11 protein-coding genes are annotated in these 21,246 nt (G+C 42.5%); all 11 read left to right on the top strand.

Annotation, left to right across the window (positions count from 1 at the left end; genetic code table 11):
- Positions 1 to 19 precede the first annotated feature (19 nt).
- The 11 genes from ACLOAU_RS18715 (at position 20) to ACLOAU_RS18665 (ending at position 21,224) form a co-directional block, all read left to right on the top strand.
- On the top strand, positions 20 to 3,151 hold the full coding sequence (locus ACLOAU_RS18715; RefSeq protein ID WP_427863438.1) for a SusC/RagA family TonB-linked outer membrane protein: 3,132 nt from the start codon (positions 20 to 22) through the stop codon (positions 3,149 to 3,151).
- Between the two features lie 25 nt (positions 3,152 to 3,176).
- Complete coding sequence (locus ACLOAU_RS18710; RefSeq protein ID WP_427863437.1) at positions 3,177 to 5,060, top strand: RagB/SusD family nutrient uptake outer membrane protein; 1,884 nt, start codon at positions 3,177 to 3,179, stop codon at positions 5,058 to 5,060.
- A 35-nt stretch (positions 5,061 to 5,095) separates the two neighbouring features.
- Positions 5,096 to 6,046 (top strand): hypothetical protein, encoded by a 951-nt coding sequence (locus ACLOAU_RS18705; RefSeq protein WP_427863436.1) that lies wholly within the window; start codon positions 5,096 to 5,098, stop codon positions 6,044 to 6,046.
- 148 nt (positions 6,047 to 6,194) lie between these two features.
- A complete protein-coding gene (locus tag ACLOAU_RS18700; protein ID WP_427863435.1) occupies positions 6,195 to 6,854 on the top strand; it encodes a DUF3826 domain-containing protein in 660 nt (219 codons plus the stop codon).
- Positions 6,855 to 6,896: 42 nt separating this feature from the next.
- On the top strand, positions 6,897 to 10,241 hold the full coding sequence (locus ACLOAU_RS18695) for a SusC/RagA family TonB-linked outer membrane protein (RefSeq protein ID WP_427863434.1): 3,345 nt from the start codon (positions 6,897 to 6,899) through the stop codon (positions 10,239 to 10,241).
- Between the two features lie 40 nt (positions 10,242 to 10,281).
- The gene (locus ACLOAU_RS18690) at positions 10,282 to 12,267 is read left to right on the top strand and encodes a RagB/SusD family nutrient uptake outer membrane protein (RefSeq protein WP_427863433.1); all 1,986 of its coding nucleotides are present in this window, start codon (positions 10,282 to 10,284) and stop codon (positions 12,265 to 12,267) included.
- A gap of 333 nt (positions 12,268 to 12,600) precedes the next feature.
- Entirely contained in the window at positions 12,601 to 14,244 is a 1,644-nt protein-coding gene (locus tag ACLOAU_RS18685; protein WP_427863432.1) for a polysaccharide lyase, read from the top strand.
- 224 nt (positions 14,245 to 14,468) lie between these two features.
- Positions 14,469 to 16,112: a pectate lyase family protein gene (locus ACLOAU_RS18680; RefSeq protein WP_427863431.1), complete on the top strand. Its 1,644-nt coding sequence runs from the start codon at positions 14,469 to 14,471 to the stop codon at positions 16,110 to 16,112.
- 20 nt (positions 16,113 to 16,132) lie between these two features.
- Complete coding sequence (locus ACLOAU_RS18675; protein ID WP_427863430.1) at positions 16,133 to 19,324, top strand: DUF6298 domain-containing protein; 3,192 nt, start codon at positions 16,133 to 16,135, stop codon at positions 19,322 to 19,324.
- A 173-nt stretch (positions 19,325 to 19,497) separates the two neighbouring features.
- Positions 19,498 to 20,082, top strand: a complete 585-nt coding sequence (locus ACLOAU_RS18670) for an RNA polymerase sigma-70 factor (RefSeq protein WP_427863429.1) — start codon at positions 19,498 to 19,500, stop codon at positions 20,080 to 20,082.
- A gap of 89 nt (positions 20,083 to 20,171) precedes the next feature.
- Positions 20,172 to 21,224: a FecR family protein gene (locus ACLOAU_RS18665; RefSeq protein ID WP_427863428.1), complete on the top strand. Its 1,053-nt coding sequence runs from the start codon at positions 20,172 to 20,174 to the stop codon at positions 21,222 to 21,224.
- The last annotated feature ends 22 nt before the right edge of the window (positions 21,225 to 21,246 follow it).

The raw sequence follows: 21,246 nt of genomic DNA, 5'->3' as shown, positions 1-21,246 counted from the left end.
TTTTTAAACTAAAAGCCATATGTATTTCAAACACATTTTGAAATTTACGTGTCTGCTTGTGTTATTAGCGCTCTTCAGTGGTAATGTACATGCACAAACCAGATCGATTACCGGCAGCGTTTTGGATGACGCTTCCGATGAGCCAATAGCGGGAGTCACAATCCGGGTGAAGGGCGGCCCTCAAAGTGCGGTTACTGATGCAAAGGGAAGCTTTACGCTCAATGTGCCTACATCGGGCGGAACCCTGGAATATTCTCATGTAGGGTACGAGATAGGTACCACAGGCATACCAGCTGAAGGCCCTTTAATTATAAGGGCGAAGAAGCTTGATATAAGTATGGATGATGTGGTGGTGATAGGGTATGGAACGCAAAAGCGTTCACAACTCACCGGTGCAGTTGCCAGTATCAAAGGTCAGGAAATACAGGATGTACCATCTCCAAATATTGCTGGTGCTTTAAGGGGGAGAATTGCAGGCCTTAGTGTAAGTCAGGCTTCGGGCAGACCAGGGGCGGGAATAACGCTGAATATTCGCAATGCAGCAAATTCAGATCAGGCACAGCTATTGGGAGTTACTAACGAACCTTTGTATGTAATTGACGGTATTACTGTAACGAAAGATGCTTTTGACAATATTGACCCTGCAATGGTAGAAGATGTAGTAGTATTAAAAGATGCCGGGTCGGCAGCTATCTATGGAGCGTCAGGTGCCAATGGTGTTGTTTTGCTAACTACCAAAAGAGGCAGACCGGGCAAACCTCGCTTTTCTTATAACGGTTATTTAGGCGTATCTGATGCCACAAGGCTTCCAGAGATGATGACGGCTTACGAACATGCACTTTTACTGAATGACGGCTATAAAATTGGTAATGCTAATTCCAGTCAATTTTTCTCTGACACAGACCTGGCTTATCTTAAAACACTTAACAATCCTACATGGCTTGATCAGCTTTGGATACCTTCGTCAATGCATCGCCACAATTTAAGCATGTCCGGCGGAAGCGATAAGGTAACCTATTTTGTAGGAGGAAACTACCAGAATGAAAATGGCAACTACGCAGGTATCAAACAAGATAAATATGGTTTTAGAGCCGGAGTAGTTGCTACAATTGCAAAGGGTCTGAAAGCTGATGTCAATTTTAACGTGGATCATCGGATACGATATAGCGGTAATCCCACAGCCAATGAAGATCAGGCTTTCATAGAGGCCATGGTACAAGTACCACGCTGGATACCTGTAGATTTTAACGGAAATTATGTAAACATTGGCGGCTCGAATCCTAACCCTTTGGCGGCGATTGGTTCTGGCTATTACAGAGAAGATAAGACTGCTGGATATCGAATCAATACAGCAATCTCTTATGATTTCTCCGGCACCCTGAGTGGGCTTACAGCAAGATTTCAGATTTCTCAAGCATCAGATAATGCAGGTACTACCACTTATCGTCCGCCGTATACTTTGTACAATTTTGCTGGTTTTGGACCAGGCAATATTATACCTCGGGACAGTGTAATTAGTACTACTATAGTGAATGCGGCCGGTAACTCGTTATACGAACCTGGTTTAAGTAGGTCTAATAGTTACCAGGGTTTCTTTACCCTGCAATATAAAAAAACGATCGCAACTGACCACAACGTTACTGTTTTACTGGGTGCCGAGCAATCGGAGAACAATAGCGAATCAGTGGGTGTAAGATGGATTAATCAAATATTGCCCGGCTTGGATGACTATTGGGCCTTTGATCAATCAACGATAACGCCTTCTCGAGGAATTACAGTAGGTGTGAGGAGATCTTTTTTTGGTCGCTTGAATTACGACTATATGGGTAAATATTCCCTCGAAGCTGTTACGCGTTTAGATGCATCTTCCAATTTCGCTTTGGGTAAGGTTTGGGGAGCGTTTCCCAGCGTAGGCGCCGGATGGATTGTTAGTAAAGAAAACTTTTTCAAGGATAATATTGAATTTATAAATTACTTCAAATTAAGAGCCAGTTATGGTATCGTTGGTAATAGTTCTATAGATGCATGGCTGTGGAAGGAACGCTATAGGGTAGATGTGGCTGGGTACTTATACAATAATACTTTGCAAGGTGGTTTAAACCCCGATCGCATTCCTAACCCGGATATATCATGGGAAAGTAAAAGGACCTTTAATGTAGGTGTTGAAATGTCGATGTGGCGCGATAAATTAACATTCAATGTTGATGTGTTTCAAAACCGCGGTTACGATATGTTCGATAAGGGAGCAGATGCATCCTTCCCCGCTTTTGCCGGATTTGCAGCGCCGGTAGTAAACTACATGGAGCGTTACAACTGGGGTTCAGAATTTACCATTGGCTACAGGGCGAATCTCGCTAAGGACTTAAGGTTAAATGTTAGTACTAACTTCGGCTTTGGTAATTCTGTCATAACAAGAATGTTGTATAATCCCTTCCAGCTATTTGAGACATCTCCTCCTGACTGGCAGGTTGGTTTTGGAACAAGTCCCAGAAGATACACCAGCGGAAACTGGGGTTATAGATCGCTTGGTATTTTTAGAACACAAGGGCAGCTAGACGATTTCATGGCTAAAAATCCGAATTACCTTATCAACAACGTATCCCCTCAGTTAGGATGGTTGTATTTCGAAGACGTGAACGGTGACGGCGTGATTACTGAAAGAGATAAAGTGCCGATGTTTGACAGGATCGACCCTAAGTTCGCAATGGGTTTACAGCTTGGCTTCACTTATAAAGCTATCCAATTGCGGGCAAATATCGCCGGTCGCTTTGGTGGAAAAGTGTTCTATGATTCCAAAGCAAGGGAAGCAGCTTCTACTACTTCTAACTTACCAGCGTTTATGAACGACAGATGGACCCCGGAAAATCCTAATGGTAAATTCCCGCGGTTCGACTCGCAGTTCTTCAACCAGGACTCTGATTTTTGGGCGGTAGACGGTACAATGGTTAGAGTGAATGATATGACGCTAAGCTACTCGCTGCCACAATCTATCATGTCTCGTATTGGACTTAGCTCGGCCCGTCTGTTAATGACAGGAAATAATTTATGGGTACTTAAAAATCCTTTACCGTATAAAGATCCCTATCAGTCCTATGCATTCGATTATCCTACCATCAGAACGATCTCGGTAGGTTTAAGTCTGGGCCTTTAATAGTACACGAATAAATATTCAAGCAATGAACAAGAAATTATATACGAGATTATCAGCGGTTTTATTTGTTGGCGCATTACTATCAGGTTGCGGTAAAAAGGGCGACCAATTTTTTCAACTAAGAGATAGAGGGGGCATTGATGGCGCTATATGGAGTAACGAGGGCGCTATACAGTATCATTTAAATGAGGCATATGATGTGATCATGCCCCAGTTTGCCTACGAACTTTTTCCTGCAGGAACCAATAGAGAAATCCATTTCGCCAGTGATGAAAATTACTGGTCGGCAACTAATGCAAATGCCCGCAAAGCAATAGGAGTAAATGGTACTTTGACGGCTAATGACATCAGGTATGTTGGCTTTAAGTACCAAGGTGCTAATTACGGTGACAACGTTTACTTTGATATCGCACGTTGTAATAATGGAATCAAATACATTCCGGAGGGCACTATTCCATATGAAAGCAAGAGAAGATTTCTCGGACAATACTACGCACTTCGTGCAATGGCCTATTTAGATCTTACAAAAATTTATGGAGGAATGCCCCTTGTATTGGAGCCCCAAAATCCAGACAATCTGAATTTGTCTGGCAGAGCCAGTGCCAGAGAGATGTTTGTTCAAATCGTTAAAGATTGTGATTCGGCCATGGCAAATTTACAGGGTGTTACCTGGACAGATGGAACAGAGAGGGGTAAACTCACCAGAACTGCAGCAGCTGCACTTAAAGGAAAAGCGTTGCTACTGTGGGCAAGTCCACAGTTTAATCCCCGAGACAATTCTTCCCATCCTTACGATCCAAGTCGTTGGCAAGTTGCTTTTGACGCATGCAAAGCCGCTTACGAAATAGCCTTAGGTGATGGAAAAAGTTTAATGGCAAATTACGCAAGTATCTTCACTACGGAAGGAAACGCTAATACAGAAGCGATTATAGTGCGTTCTTATTCAGCATCTGTTGCTAAGCGCGGCCATAATGTGGAATCACGTTGCAGGCCACTTTCTGCCGGCGGATCACCAGCGGATAACTATTATGCAAGCACTTATTTGATGAATGCCTACACGATGAAAGATGGTACGCCCATTACTGAATCAAATAGCGGGTATGATCCAGTCCTTTTCTGGAAGGACAGGGACCCGCGGTTTGAAGCCAGCATCGCCTATAATGGCGCTACCTGGAACCTGGGAGGCAGCACGAACAGAAAGCAATGGACTTATAACAACGCGATAGGTGAAACCGGAACGAGAGGTGTGTACTGCAAAAAATTTACGACACCCGATTTGGCCAACTCCGCCGTACCTTATTCCAACGATTTTGGTGGTAGTGGTATGGATTGGATAGAGTTGCGCTTACCAGAGGTAATGTTAAATTATGCTGAGGCTGCTTTGGAAGTAGGTAATATGGGTATAGCTAAGGAAATGGTTACAAAGATCAGGCAAAGAGCCGGCATTATGGCTGGTGCAAACGAATATGGTTTAGCTCTAGCAACAACTGTTGAACAGATGAGAGATTTAATTCTAAATGAAAGAATGGTAGAGTTTGCCTTTGAAGGTAAACGTACAGAGGATTTAAGAAGGACCCGCCGCTACCATTTGTTGTCGGGATTGATGACGAGTCCTATTGTTGTGTTGAACGGAACCAACGATGCTCAACGGAATGCATTGAAAGCACAATTGGAAAGAGTTGTAAATCCTGCTACTGGTGCCATGTATCGCGATCAGCTGAACCTCAATAACAAAGATACCTTACAGAAATATTTTTCTTACGGAGTAGGGCAACCTGCAAGTACTGGTGGGTTTAATGTGCTTCCTGAGTATTACTTCTATGGCTTGTCCAATTTCTTTTTGTACTCCAGTCCTTTATTAGAGCAGACGATTGGTTGGGATGGCGGGAACTTTGATCCACTCCGGTAACAGCAAATAATTATCAAAAGAATTAATTTAAAGAAATGAACAATCAAAATAAACTTTGTATTTCATTGGTGTTACTTTTAGCAGTATCAGGAGTTTTTACCTCCTGCAAAAAAACAGCGCCTAACATTTTTAATATGTTTGATGTTACGCTTGACTTGCATCAAAGTAGTCCTTTCAGCGTAAAAGAAAACCAAACATTGAATGAGGGGGATAGTATTTATTTCGATTTTACAATCAACTCACCAACCCAGGAGATGTACCAGGTGGCATTATTTCAGGTAGGTTCCGCACTTCCAAACCTCCGCATCAATTTAGGCGATCAAAACAGGCATACCTACACAGGAGTTATCAAAGGTGTAGTGGGCTCTAATGGATTTGGAACTTTAAAAGACGGAGCGAATACCTTTAGAATTTGGGCTTATGACAAACAAGGAATCTACCTAGGTGATGGATACAAAACAATTACGATCAACGTAAATAACAGAATTATGCATATAGTGAATCGTAAGATCTATTTTCCCGACGTAGATAGTGCTAACGGATCAGCAAATGGCTATATTTCTTTAACAACAGGCGAGACCTTTAATTATCAAACAGGGGCGGCAAACGCTGCAAAAATCGATATGGGAATCTATAGAGTGGGCGGCACAGGCACCAATGCACTGAGGTTTTACTCTCTTAATGCCTCCCCATTACCCTTTACGGCATTTAATATTTCTTCCTGGACCAAAAGAGATACTAAATTAGCAAATCCCCAAAATGGACAGAACACTAATTTTTTACGTAGTTACACCACAGGCGCTGCTTTAAATAGTTACGTGCGCGGTAGAAATCCCAATTTGACTGCTACTACTACTAACGCTACAGTTAACCAGGTCATCCCCTTCACTACAGTGGAAGGCAAATACGGACTTGTTTTAATTAATCAGATCAGTCCTACCGGAGACAGGCCTTTCATAGATGTTAGCATCAAATACGAATTGTAACCGATAACATTTTTGAACAAATTGTTAAAGCTGTCCCAATTGGGGGCAGCTTTTTTTATTTAGTAAAATTTTCCATTTTGTTAGTGAAACCTTGCATTGTTGACCACTGTCCGGCGTTCTAATTTTATCGCCGAATAAAACGATTGCAATGGCTAAAGTTTCAAAAGTATCCGTTCTGTCCCTGTTGACACTGGTTTTAGCGTCGAATGCCCAGTCTCAAACCGGCGGTAATGATGATTATCTCCAGGTGGTGAAAGAAAGGGCTTATAAGATTGCAGCTCCCCTTGAAATCAGCGATTCAGTAAAATTTTACAGGGTGCGCGATCGGATTGCACAGGAGTATGCTGATATAAAAAAAATCGACGAAGATAAAACAGTAGCTACAGCTGCGATCAAATCTAAAAACTTTGAAAAAGCAGTTGCAGAAAGGGAATTAAAAAAGCTAAGCGATGCAACTGAAGAACAGCGAGCAGCATTGAATAAAAAATTTGTTCAATCGCTTTCCAAAGATCTGAATGCGCAGCAAATTGAGAAAGTGAAAGACGGGCTAACCTACAACGTATTGCCCATAACCTATAAGGCCCATCTGGATATGATTCCCTCTTTAAAAGAAGAAGAAAAAAAATATATATACGATGCTTTGTTTGAAGCCCGCGAACATGCGATGGCTGCAGGATCGAGCGATGCCAAGCACGGCTGGTTTGGAAAGTATAAAGGACGTATCAATAACTACCTTGCGGCAAGAGGCTACGATCTGAAAAAGGAACGGGAAGCCTGGTATGAAAGAACGAAGGCTCAAAAAAAATAATCTCTGTTATTCTATACATTTCTTATTAAACGAAAAATTGATATGAACGTGAAGCATGTTTTACGATTTGCTTTCCTTTTTGTGTTGCCGTTGTTTGTAACAATGACTGCCGCAGCACAAACCAGGACTGTCACAGGAACGGTGGTGGACGACTCCACCAAGGCTCCGATTCCGGGTGTTACCATTAAGGTAAAAGATGGGCCGCAAACTGCCATTACTAACGACCAGGGGGCTTTCACATTGAATGTACCGGCTACCGGTGCTGTATTGCAGTACTCTCATATAAACTATGAATTGGGAGAGATACCGGTGAAGTTGGAAGGACCAATGAATATTTCTCTAAAAAAGATGGTGAATAATTTGGATGAGGTAGTTGTTGTAGGGTATGGCACACAAAGCAAAAGAGACATAACTGGGTCGGTAGCTACTGTAGACCTGAAAAAATTGACGGAAATGCCCGTTGCTTCTATTACCGAAGCATTAAGAGGTCAAGTGCCTGGCCTGAATGTGTCGGGCGGAAGCCAGCGACCTGGGGCCATGGCTTCATTGACGGTTCGTCAGCAATTTAACTTCGCCAAGGATGGAGGCACCGATTTACCAATGGTTGTAATCGATGACGTTATTCAATTGGATCCCCAGACTGGAAAATCATCATTAGATCGTTTTAATCAGCTCGATTTATCAGAGGTAGAAAGTATTACTGTGTTGAGAGATGCTAGCGCAGCTATTTACGGATCGCGTGGGTCGCAGGGAGCTATTATCGTTAAAACAAAAAGAGGTAAAGCAGGTCCTCCCAGAGTGACCTATAATGGAAAATTTCAAACGAATGACGCTGTTAGCCATGGAAAGGTGATGAGTGCCCGTCAATACGGAGAATTCGCCAATCGTTTCGGCAGGGCTTTAGGAAACTGGACTGCGGATCATTACTTCTCCAATGCTGAATTGGCGTCCATGGACAGCCTTAATTATGATTGGCTTGGAAATGATTGGAGGTCGGCGGGCGCTATGCAGCATTCCGTAGATGTGAGTGGCGGCTCCGATCGTGCAACTTATTTTACGGGCGCTTCGTATTATAAGCAAGGTGCTAACTTAGGGAATCAGGACTTTGGCAGGTGGACGTACAGAGCAGGAGGAGATATCAAAGTTTTAAGCGGTTTACGTTTAGGAGCTACGATCGCCGCTTCAAGTACTGATGTAGAAAGTTCTTTTACCAAGATAAACTTCAGTGACGGGTTTGCTATTGGTGGTGAGCAGAATGATTACAGCGTTTTGTTACATATGCCCAAATATATTCCCTGGTCTTATAATGTAAATGGTGTAGAGCGATATGTTTCTCCCGCACTAGGACCTAATAAACTGGGAAATATATCGGGTGCCAATGCATTAAGTATGTGGAATTACTATGCGTTCCTGAACAATGGTTCTAAAACAACCAGCGAACAGTTTAACTATAATGCGAACTTTAATTTGCAATATGATGTTCCGTTTATAAAAGGCTTGTCATTTAAACTGAATTATGGTATCACCCAGGCATCTAATAAAACTGAACAGAATCAGTTTCCGATAACCATGGTGAGAAATGAATCCGGTAACCGGGCCAACCAGCATTTATACAATAGTTCAACTAATTGGAGCGCTCCAACAATTAATAGATCAGGGTCGCGTGTGTCTTATTTAGGCACAACTTCAAAAAACGAACAGTCTAACTTTTTTATAACTTATGACAAAAAAATAGGAGATCATAGTATATCTGCAATGGCTTCAGTAGAACGGGCAACCAATGAATTAGAAGATCGCCGTCAGTTTTACGAAAACCCCGACGCCGATATTTATAATGGAACTTCTGGCTCTGCCGGAACATTAAATACGGGTAATACGATTACTCAACGTTATGAAGGTGGCACGCTATCCTACCTGGGAAGGCTTTCGTACAACTACAGAAGTAAGTATCTGCTTCAGTTGGTTTACAGAACAGATGCCTCTACCAATTTTGCCCCGGAAAATTATTGGGGACGTTTCCCTGCAGTATCAGCCGGCTGGATAGTATCGGATGAGAACTTTTTCAAGAATAATGTCAATTGGATGAATTATTTAAAGATCCGCGCTTCAATCGGCCGCACCGGTAATGCTAATGTTAATCCGTGGAAGTGGTTACAGCTCTATAGCTGGGCGGCCGATAAGGGTTTTGGGTTTGGCAACAATGGTGGCTTATACCTTTCGGGTCTTACCCCTGGAGTTACACCTAACAGAAATCTGACATGGGATCAAACATTACAGAGAAACTTCGGACTCGATCTATCTTTTTTACAAAATAGATTATCAATTACTTTTGATCAGTATTTCAATTCTACTACGAATTTACTTACCGATATGTCCGGGGCGCTTCTATCTCCCATTTCTGTAGGTGGGGCATTTGCAGAGCAGAATTTTGCGGCCTTGAATTCATGGGGTACTGAAATAGCGGCAACCTGGAAAGATAATGTCGGAGATTTTTCCTATTCAGTTGGAATGAACTTCGGTACCGGCAATAATAAAATTACTAAGTATTTCGATGTGCCATTTACTTATCCGTCGGCAGCTGCGGCCAGGAAAGCAGAAGGGGTCTATGCAATCAACCCTGTTTATGGTTTCACTACGTGGAAACAAACATCTTCAGGTGATGGGATGTTGAGGACTGATGCCGATATTGATGCCTACTGGAACTATCTGAGCCAAAATGCTGCAAACTCAGGTATTGCAGGTGCAGCACCTAACTTCATGGGTATTACTTCAAAAACAGGTCTTAAAAAAGGTATGCTCGTTTTTGAAGATGTAGCGGGCGACTTAAATACAACCGATAAAACTATTGCGGGGCCAAACGGGAGAATCATGACATCTGAAGATTACGTGCAATTGAGAAAGTCTAATCGTACTTATGGAATTGTAACCAATCTTAGTTTCGGATGGAAAGGAATTTCTTTGTTAACGCAGATTTCCACTTCTTGGGGCGGTGCTAACTATCTTGACTATGTAAAACAAGGCGCATCAAGTTCTAATGCGTTATGGAGCCAACCTTTGCATTTAATTGATATGTATGATTCTACTGACAATCCAAATGGGAGGTATCCTAATATGGCTTACTATGACCAATTTGGCGGAACCAATTCAGATTTTTTCCTGATGCCTACATTTCGCATGTTTGTACGTAGCTTGAGTGTCGGTTATACATTACCAGTTGATTGGGTTAAAAAGGCAAGAATGCAGAGCGCCAGGCTTTACTTGTCCGGGATGAATCTATGGGACTTTTACAACCCTTATCCTTATAAATACCGGAACCGGTATGACGACCCTAAAATTTCCTACCCGACTTTAAGGACCTGGGCGTTGGGTTTAACAGTAGGCTTTTAATAATCAAATCCCGGAATTGTTGATTTTTAATTTTTTTATTATGAAAAATAAATTTTTATACCTGACTGTTTTCATACTGCTGACTATAGCTACTGGATGTACTCAGAAGTTTTTAGAAGATATGAAATCGTACAATCAGTATGGCGAAGAAAAAGTTTTTTCTAACGAAACTTTGGCAAGTTGGTACATAGATCGAATCTTTAATTACTATTTTGTAGCCTATAACAGCCCGTTAAAGCAGGTTGTAGGCCAGTATAATGATAGCCGGTCGAGGATGACTGAAGAATTAGGTGGTACGATCTCGAATTATATCAATCCGAACAGCAACTTACGTTTGGCTACTGACGGAGACGCTTATTATGGTGTAACCGCTGGTAGTGTTCAAAATTACCCATATACACGTATCCGTTTTTGTAACGATGTTATTGCAAAAATGGAAACATCGGAAACTGAAAACTTATCCGCTTTGTATAGAACCCGGGCTAAAGGTCAGATGTATTATTTAAGAGCATGGCAGTATTATGATTTGGTAAGGGTATATGGCGGTGTACCTATTGTGCTAACCGTTCAAAATGCAAGTACCACTGACGAATCGATTCAGATACCACGCGCCACCAGTTCCGAATGTTTTGCTCAAATTGTTAAAGATCTTGACTCAGCGGCTGCGTTGTTGCCCATGCAGTGGGAAACACCAGCAACAAATTACGGAAGACCAACAGCAGCAGCAGCTTTGGCCATGAAAAGCCGAGTATTATTAACAGCGGCAAGTCCTTTGTTTAATACCGATTGGGATAACCCTGGTAATGCGAAGTGGCAGGCCGCGTTGCAGGCTGGTTTGGAAGCAGAAGCTAAGCTGACTGCTGGAGGTTATGGTCTATACGGTTCATCTGCGGCCGACTGGGCAAAAATGACTTACGCGCAAAATAATGCAACTTTTAATAAAGAAGCGATTATTGTTTTTTTATTTAATACGACCCAGACATCGTCTGCTGGTTTTGGCAATTCATGGGAGAATGCTATCAGGCCTCAGGGACTTGGCGGGACCGGCGGGATAGCAGCTACCAAGCAAATGCTCGATCTGTTTCCTCTAGCAGACGGATCAAGACCTGTTAATGGAGTGAATTACGTAGATACTTTTTTCTTTGAGAACCGGGATCCACGTTTTTACAGAACATTTGCTTTTTCAGGATCTAAATGGGCCAATAGCGCTAATGCCAACAACTCCACCTGGTTTTATCGTTGGAGAGAGAATGAAAGTAAATCGGCGGTTTACTATGGCAACAACCAGACAAACAGCCCTGCCTTGGTTTTCAAAGGTTCTAATCCTGCCGGGATATCTGGTAACTATCAGTTTTCGAATACCAGTATTTTTGAGTATAGATATGCAGAGCTATTGCTCAACATAGCGGAATGTTATGCAGCTACAAATAGTATCGGTAATGCAGTAACTTATCTTGGAAAAATTCGTCAGCGTGTAGGCATACCAGCTGCCAATAACTATGGTATTGGTACACCTGGCAATAAGTATGCGGCTATAGAAGCTTGTTTGTATGAACGTCGTGTGGAGCTTGCGTATGAAGGCAAAAGGTTTTGGGATTTGCAACGTTGGGGTCTTTATGAGAACAACAATGCCTTTGGTAATTCAGTACAAAAACTGGGTGTAACGCCTTTAAATGGCACGGTTCGTACAGGATACTACTGGCAGCACAAGACTTTTAGTGCTACAGATCCGCTTACCGCCGCAGAAAGAAATATCTTAGTAGATCCGGATGCATCCAATTTTACTACCCAAATTGCCGCGTTAAAAACTTTATACCGAAACAAATTTGTGATGACACCCCTTGATTTGGCATGGGATAGAGTTAACAATAACGACTTATCAAGTTTAGGAGGTATAACCTTCCGTCCTAATTATTATTTGTCAGGGCTTGCCGCCAGCGCTTTAAGCAGCAATCCGTGGTTAAAGCAAAATATAGGATGGTTAGATTATTCAGGAGGCCAGGGAACCTTCGATTATCAACAATAAAAATCATTTCAATACTGTCAGAAGGTCATCACTAATTAGGCGATGACCTTTTTTATTACGAAAATGTGCAGTAATCTCATTACAGTTAGATGTAGCATAACTTTTCCCAAATCTTTCCGGTATCAGTAAAATATTACAGTTGCTTAGTGAATCATTGCATTGCGGGCAACGGGCATACATTCTAATTTTATTCAGTAAACGTTTGCTATGCAACAACCCCCGATTATTGATGCTTCGCCGCAATTACAAGTAATATTAGGTAATGGCGCAGGAATTGAATCAGGGAATCGTCATAGTTTAGGCGATCATTGAATTATAAAGTGATTTACTATTATGAATAAAAAAGTACTGTTAGGTATTTTAATGGCCGGTGCTACTTCTGCCGTCCTGGCTCAATATCCCAAAATACCCAAAGAAGACCAGGAACGTTCTGCTGCTATTATGAAAGCAGCCGATGCGCATTCTGATTCTATGTGGGCAATTGCCTACCCGATTATTAAGAAAGAGGCTACTGAAGGAAGACCTTATATTCCCTGGGCTTCGCGCTTTGATGAACTGCCTTATGCGGAGATCCCCGCATTCCCCGGTGCCGAAGGAGGTGGTAAATTTGTAAGAGGCGGTCGCGGTGGTAAAGTGATCGTTGTAACGAATCTAAACGATGATGGTCCGGGTAGTTTTCGCTGGGCCTGCGAACAGGGTGGTGCCAGAACCGTAGTATTCAATGTGGCGGGTATTATTAAATTGAAATCACCCCTTATTATAAGAGCACCTTATATTACCATAGCGGGGCAATCAGCTCCGGGCGATGGTGTTTGTATTGCCGGCGAGACCGTTTGGATCAATACCCATGATGTTATTGTTCGCTATATGCGTTTCCGTCGCGGTGATACCTGGGTAGGCAGAAGAGATGATGCCATTGGTGGTAACCCCGTGGGTAATATCATGATCGATCACGTGTCTGCTACCTGGGGACTGGATGAGAACATGAGTATGTACCGCCACATGTACAATGATAGTACGGGTAAGATCGAAGATAAATTTGGCACCGTAAATATCACTATTCAGAATTCCATTTTTGCAGAAGCATTGGATACCTGGAACCATGCATTTGGTAGCACGCTGGGCGGCGAAAATTGCAGCTTCATGCGTAACCTTTGGGCTAATAATGCCGGGCGTAATCCATCTGTGGGTTGGAATGGAGTTTTTAATTTTGTAAACAATGTAGTATATAACTGGGTACATCGCTCTATTGATGGCGGTGATTACAGAGCACAGTTTAATATCATCAACAACTACTTTAAGCCAGGTCCCGCCACCCCTAAAAATACGAACGTAGGGCATCGCATCCTTAAGCCGGAAAGTGGTCGTAGCAAATTAAGTTATAAAGTTTATGGTCGTGCTTACGTGAACGGGAATGTAATGGAAGGTTATCCAAAAATAACACAGGACAACTGGGCCGGCGGTGTACAGGTAGAAGAAGAAGATGGAGTAGGAGAACACCTGGGATATATGAAGCAAAACAAACCTTTGATTATGCCCAAGCTAACGGTTCTGAGTGCAGATGCTGCCAAAGCTTATGTGTTCGCCAATGCCGGTGCTACATTACCCAAACGTGATCCGGTGGATACAAGAATCGTGGAGCAGGCGCGTACCGGTGTGGTAAAACCTATTACCGGAGTAAAATTGCCGGAAACACAGTTCGAGCACAGGCGTTTACCTATCGATTCTTATAAGCAGGGTATTATTACAGACATTAACCAGGTAGGCGGTTATCCCGAATATAAAGGAACTCCTTATAAAGACAGTGATAACGACGGTATGCCGGATGATTATGAGAAAAGGAAGGGCTTAAATCCAAATGACGCAACGGATGCTTCTAAATTGTCGAAATCAGGATCTGGCTATACCAATATAGAAGAGTACCTCAATAGCCTGGTAAACGTAGCCAACGTAGTACCGGCTGTGGCTAAAAAGTAATACGGACAGGCGCGAAATACCAGGGTTTCGCGCCTGTTTTTATAGTAGTTCCATGTTCTATTTATAATCTACAAAAATAATTTTTGTGAAATGAGCGATAAGCATCTTTCCTGCTGAATTATCATTCAGGATGTGATATCCCTGACAATTTACCGATAATACTAATCCTAAACCTACTATAGCGAATTACATCTGACCATTATAAATAATAAACAAGTAAACAGATGAAACGATCCTTTTGCTTGCCGGTATTGCTGGCTTCATTTACTATATTTTCTAAATCATCTTTTGCACAGTATCCTGTTATTCCAAAGTCAGTGGAAGATTCTGCTGAAGCAGCTTCCGCTATAGATAGGAGGGCATCCAACGAACGCTGGTCATCAGCGCTGAAAATAGTAGAAACCGAAGCGAAAGCAGGAAAACCTTATATTCCATGGGCAGCCAAACCTTCTGATTTGCCGCAAGCTACAATTCCTGCTTTTCCGGGTGCGGAAGGCGGCGGTAAATTTAGCTTTGGTGGCCGCGGCGGTAAAGTATTAGTGGTAACCAATCTGAATGACAGCGGCCCGGGCAGCTTTCGCTGGGCCTGCGAACAAGGCGGAGCGAGAATTATTGTGTTTAATGTTTCGGGTATTATACAGTTAAAAAGCCCCGTGAGTATCAGAGCGCCTTATGTAACGATCGCCGGACAAAGCGCACCGGGTGACGGTGTTTGTATAGCCGGAGAATCGGTATTAATAGACACACATGATGTAATCATCCGTTTTATGCGGTTTCGCAGGGGCGCTACTGAAGTAACCCGCAGAGATGATGGATTGGGAGGTAATGGGGTTGGAAATATTATCATCGATCACGTTTCGGCAAGCTGGGGCCTGGATGAGAACATGAGCATGTACCGTCATGTTTATGACAGGGAAGGTAAGGCGGATAAGCTTCCTACGGTGAATGTTACTATACAAAATTCTATTTTCTCTGAAGCATTGGATACCTACAATCACGCTTTTGGAAGTACAATAGGAGGATTGAATAGTATGTTCGCCCGTAATTTATGGGCCAACAATATCAGCCGTAACCCTTCTGTGGGTATGTATGGCGACTTCAACTTTGTCAACAATGTAGTATTCAACTGGTGGAATAGAACAGCGGATGGCGGCGATCATCGCTCGTTCTACAACTTTATTAACAATTACTATAAGCCAGGCCCCATTACGCCGGTAGAACAGCCTATTAGCTATCGAATCTTAAAACCGGAGTCGGGGCGTGATACTGCCAATAGAAATGCTTTTGGTAAAGCCTATGTGGCAGGTAATTATATAGATGGCAATGCAAAAGTAACTGCCGATAACTGGGATGGAGGTGTACAACCCGAGTCAAAAAACTTGAAAGAATTATTGGCATCTATTCGCACAGACAAGCCTATCCAGTTGGCACCGGTAACTGTTATCTCAACAAAGGATGCTTACGAGTACGTGTTAAAAAATGTAGGCGCAACTTTACCGGTTCGGGACGCCGTAGACAAACGTATTGTTGAAACCGTTAAAACAGGTAAGATATATGTAGCGCCGGATGCCCAACCTTATCGCGGCAGATTTATTAAAAGAAGACTACCTGAAGATTCCTATAAACAAGGTATCATTACGCATCCTTCCCAGGTAGGTGGATACCCTGAGTATAAAGGCTCTCCCTATGTGGACAGCGATAACGACGGTATTCCTGATGATTATGAAAAGAAGCATAAATTAAATCCTAAAGATGCCGGTGATGCTGTAAAGATTGCTAAAAACGGATATAGTAATATTGAAAATTATTTAAATAGTTTAGTAGATATTGCAACTGTAAAACCGTCGAATGGAATCAGTAAATATTAATCATTGTAAACCACGTCGCAGTGTCCCAGTCTATTCTTAATCATCTTATTGAAAGGAAAGCAGCAGCAAAGCCAGCTCTTTGTACTACTCATTTTTTGAAAAGTATAGTGGCAGCAACCACGCTGCTATTGAGCAGTGCGGCACATGCGCAAAAGCCCAAACCGCCTAAACCTATCCTGCCTGTTGTGGTAGAGCAGGGAAAGGTTGTTTATAATGCAGATACAGTTACGGGCGATCGTGTACCCGACTTCTCCTATTGCGGTTATAAAGCTTCAGGAGAAGATATACCGATGGTGCCTGTAAAAGTGATAGTACCACTGGTGAAAGGCGATGCTACAGCTACTATTCAGAGTGCGATTGATAAGGTGGCGGCCATGCAGCCCGAACCTAATGGTTTCAGGGGAACAGTATTGCTTTCCAAAGGCAATTATGAGGTAGCCGGACAATTAAAAATTACCGTGTCTGGTGTTGTATTGCGTGGCTTTGGCGCACATGGACAAACCGTAGTTACAGGCAAAGGCGTTGACCGGGATGGGTTGGTTCGGTTTTTCGGAAAAGACGATAGACAAACCGAAGGAGAAAAAGCAATTACTCAGAAATATGTACCCGTTGGGGCTTTATCTTTCGAGATCGCTGATCCCGAAGATTTTCGTGCGGGCGATCGGGTGCAGATCAAAAGACCGTCCACACAGGAATGGATCGCAGCACTGGGTACCGATGACTTTGGCGGAGGTGTCTCAGCACTGGGTTGGAAACCCGGAGATGTGGACCTTTATTTCGATCGAACTATAGTAGCAATAGAGGGTAATAAAATTACTATCGATGCGCCCTTAACTACATCGCTCGATAAGAATTATGGCGGAGCTACCATAGTAAAGTATAGCTGGCCCGGGCGCATTAATAATGTTGGAGTTGAAAACCTGACCTTAATATCAGACTTTAATCGTGCTAATGCTAAAGATGAACAACACCGCTGGATGGCGGTTACTTTTACTAATGTAGAAGATGCCTGGGTACGACAATTATCCTTTAAACATTTTGCGGGCTCTGCAGTTTTTATTAATGAAACAGCAAGCCGTGTTACGGTTGAAGACTGTATTTCTACTGAGCCGGTATCTGAAATAGGCGGACAAAGACGGTATACTTTTTTTACACGTGGTCAGCAAACCCTTTTCCAGCGCTGTTTTGCAGCGAACGGGTATCATGACTACAGTGTGGGGCATGCAGCTACGGGCCCCAATGCTTTTGTACAATGCGTTTCTGAAAGACCGTATAGTTTTAGTGGTGCGATTGGACGTTGGGCTTCAGGTATTTTATTTGATATAATAGACGTGGATGGTAATGCCATCAGACTAGGCAATCGTGGTCAGGATGGACGTGGTGCAGGCTGGTCCGGGGCCAATAGCTTTTTATGGAATTGCACAGCTTCTTTGATCGAATGCGATAAACCGCCCACGGCACAAAACTGGTCTTATGGAGCCTGGAGCGAATTTGCAGGAAAAGGTTTTTGGGCAGAGTCTAATAATCATGTTAATCCAAGGAGTTTTTATTACCTGCAGTTGGCGCAGCGATTGGGTAAAGATGTAAGCCAGAGAGCGGCGATATTGGACATAGGAAGGGAAGCATCCAGTAGTCCTTCGGTTGCGGTTGCACAGGAACTTACGGCAGAAGCCTCAAAACCCAAAGTAACCATGTACGAATGGATTGGCCAGGCTGCAAAAAGAAATCCTATTAATACAAATGCCGAAGGCGTAAAAGTGGAATCGGCTAAAACTCAGGGCAGTTGGTCGATTTACCCCCCGCTTTCCGCTACGGGGCTAAAAGTAAATAACGGCTGGTTAATGCTGAGCCAGGAAGTAGCTGTGGGCAGAAGGCAAAGTGTTCCATGGTGGACAGGAGGGATAGAGGCAAAGGCATTGGAGCAGGCTAAGGATAAGTTATCAGTTACAAGGTTTGTTCCAGGCAGGGTAGGCGCAGGCCTTACGGACGAATTGGACGAAGTGATACAAACCATGAAAAGTAAAAACATAGTTGCGCTGGAGCATAATTATGCTCTTTGGTACGATAGAAGAAGGGATGATCACGAGCGTATACGACGTATGACGGGTGAAGTATGGCCGCCATTTTACGAATTACCGTTCGCCCGCAGTGGTAAAGATTCTGCCTGGGATGGACTGAGTAAATATGATCTCACCAAATACAATGACTGGTATTGGAGCAGGCTTCAGGGCTTTGCCTCGCTGGCCTCGTTGAATAAGTTAGTACTGATTCACCAAAATTACTTTCAGCATAACATTATAGAAGCCGGTGCTCATTATGCCGATTTCCCATGGCGCTCAGCTAATAATATCAACAATACTGGGTTTAATGAGCCTGTTAACTATGCAGGAGATAAAAGAATCTTTTACGCTGAGCAATTCTATGATTTGTCCAACCCGGTAAGAAAAAAACTGCACCAGTTATACATCCAAAAATGTCTGGATAATTTTAAGAATACGCCCAATGTTATTCAGCTAACCAGCGAAGAGTTTACAGGGCCTTTACATTTCGTAGAGTTTTGGTTGCAAACCATTGCTGGCTGGGAAAAGAAAAACCAGGCAAAACAAATTATCGGGTTGAGTACTACTAAAGATGTGCAGGATGCAATTTTAAAAAATCCTAAATACGCGCCGGTAGTGGATCTGATAGATATACGTTATTGGTATTACCAGGCAGATGGTACACCTTATGCGCCCGAAGGTGGCAAGAACCTGGCACCTCGTCAGTGGGCCCGCCAGATAAAGTCTAAAGGAACTTCCTTTGAACAGGTATACAGGTCCGTAAAGGAGTATCGTTTAAAATATCCTGGTAAAGCCGTGATATATTCTTCAGAGGGAGCAGATCGCTTTGGCTGGGCCATTTTTATGGCCGGAGGTTCCATGCCGGTATTGCCTGAAGGTACCGATCAGGAATTTTTGAGAGCTGCTGCCGCAATGAAGCCTTCAGATAAAACAGGTGATTATGTATTGGCTGGCAAAGACGGTGTAATCGCTTTGGCTAAAGATAAGCTGTCTATATCTATAGATCTCTCCGCCTACTCTGGTAGTTATAATGCTTACTTTGTTGATGCATCTTCGGGTGCTCTGCTTCCTGGTTCAAGGCCTCTAACAGCGGGTAAAAAGATCAGCATAGAATTACCAAATCCTGGTGCTATTATATGGATAAAAAAATAACAATACTGCTCTATTGGGTTTGTGAATAACGCATAACCAGTGGATACCAAGATTGCTCCATACTTAGAGATTGAATACTATGTTGGTATTAAGATTATAATAACGGCCTTGAACAAGACAAATTCGTGTAATCGTTTTCATATCTGTGATACTATGGCTATATTTGATGACAGATGTATAGTCAACGATTGCCATACCTGATCCATGCTATAGCCCATAACAGCGACGAACAGGCTTTTGAAGAGCTGTTCAGGATTTATTATCCGGCATTGCTTTCGTATACGGCTTCTCTGTTGAAAGACAACCCGGTGGCAGAAGAAATATGCGGGGATGTATTATTCAATCTTTGGCAGAACCGTAAGACATTGCCTGCTATTAAAAACCTTTCACATTACCTGTATATTTCGGCTAAACATGCGGCGATCAGTTATACAAGAAGCAGGGGGTATAAAGAGTCGCAAAAGAACATATCCCTGGGAGATGTAGGAGAAACTTTAACCTATGAACTAAGTAATCATGAGCTCAGGCTCATTAATAAAGAAACACTAAAAGAAATCAACCTTGCAATAAATGAATTGCCCGACAGATGCCGGCTTATATTTAAGCTGATCAAAGAAGATGGACTTAAATATGCTGAGGTAGCCCGGTTATTGGAGATCTCTGTAAAAACAGTAGAAAACCAGATGACCATTGCAGTTAAAAAGCTATCGGGTATTATCGACCGTGTTATAAACGGCTATAAAAGAAGCGCTTCCTGATCTGCTGATATTTTTCCAAAAAATATTGTTTTCCCTTGGGGGTATTTCATATCCGTTTGCGTCTATATAAATAATTCAAGGTTCTATACGTGTACAACGACAGGCTTATATATTTAATAATAAAAAAGCAATCCGGTGAAATTACGCTGGAAGAACAGCTTGAATTATCAGATCTTATAAAAAGTAAGGAGGATAGTGGGTTATTTATTGACAGCATGAATGAAGTGTTGAGTAGCTCGCTTGTCTACACATCAGAGGCGAAGAATAGTTCCGTTAATAGTGCCCTGGATAAAGTCCGGGCACGAATCAAAACGGCGGGGCCGGAGCCGGTGGTGAAAAGGTATAGACCTGCTAGGACTTATTTTGCTATTGCTGCTTCAGTTGTTTTGGTGTTGGGCTGCGCTTTTTTCTATTGGATGCATTCCGATGAGCAAGCCCAACATGCTCACAATATCGTAGTGACCAAGAAGGGCTCAAAAACCAACCTTATATTGCCGGATGGAACCAAAGTTTGGGTTAATGCTGACTCCAGGCTGTCTTATGACAAGGATTTTGGCAGTACGATAAGGGAAGTATATCTGACGGGCGAGGCTTATTTTGATGTGGTTAAGGATAAGAAAAAGCCCTTTATTGTACATACTGATAATATAGATATAAAGGTATTGGGAACCGCCTTCAATGTGCGGGCGTATATAGATGAAAAAAATACACAAACCACCCTGTTAAGAGGTGCAATAGAAGTGTTGCTTAAAAAGAATAATAATAAAACGCTTCTTTTAGCTCCAAACGAAAAGATGATTGTTCGGAATACAGAGGCTTCAAGCCATCCCGAACAGTTGTCTAAAGGTGGATTGCCGGAAATAGAATTGCTGAAGTTAGCTCCCCGTAAAATTGATTCTTTGTCAGTTGAAACAGAATGGACCCAAAACCGGCTTGTATTTGAACAGGAAACATTAGCCGATATTATTCCGGTTTTGGAAAGATGGTATAATATAACAATAGAATTAAAAAATACGCGAAACGCAGATGTGCTATACCGCGGCAAATTTGAAAACGATTCGCTGGAGGATGTATTGGAATCCTTAAAAATGATTGGAAACTTTAGTTACCGAATCCAGAAAGATAAAATAATTATCTACTAACGTATTGCTCACTTTCATTAAA

The organism is Paraniabella aurantiaca (assembly GCF_050309965.1).
In the GTDB taxonomy this organism is placed as follows: Bacteria; Bacteroidota; Bacteroidia; order Chitinophagales; family Chitinophagaceae; genus Niabella.
Note: the sequence above shows the minus strand (reverse complement) of the source record. Positions and strands in the feature narration are given on the sequence as shown.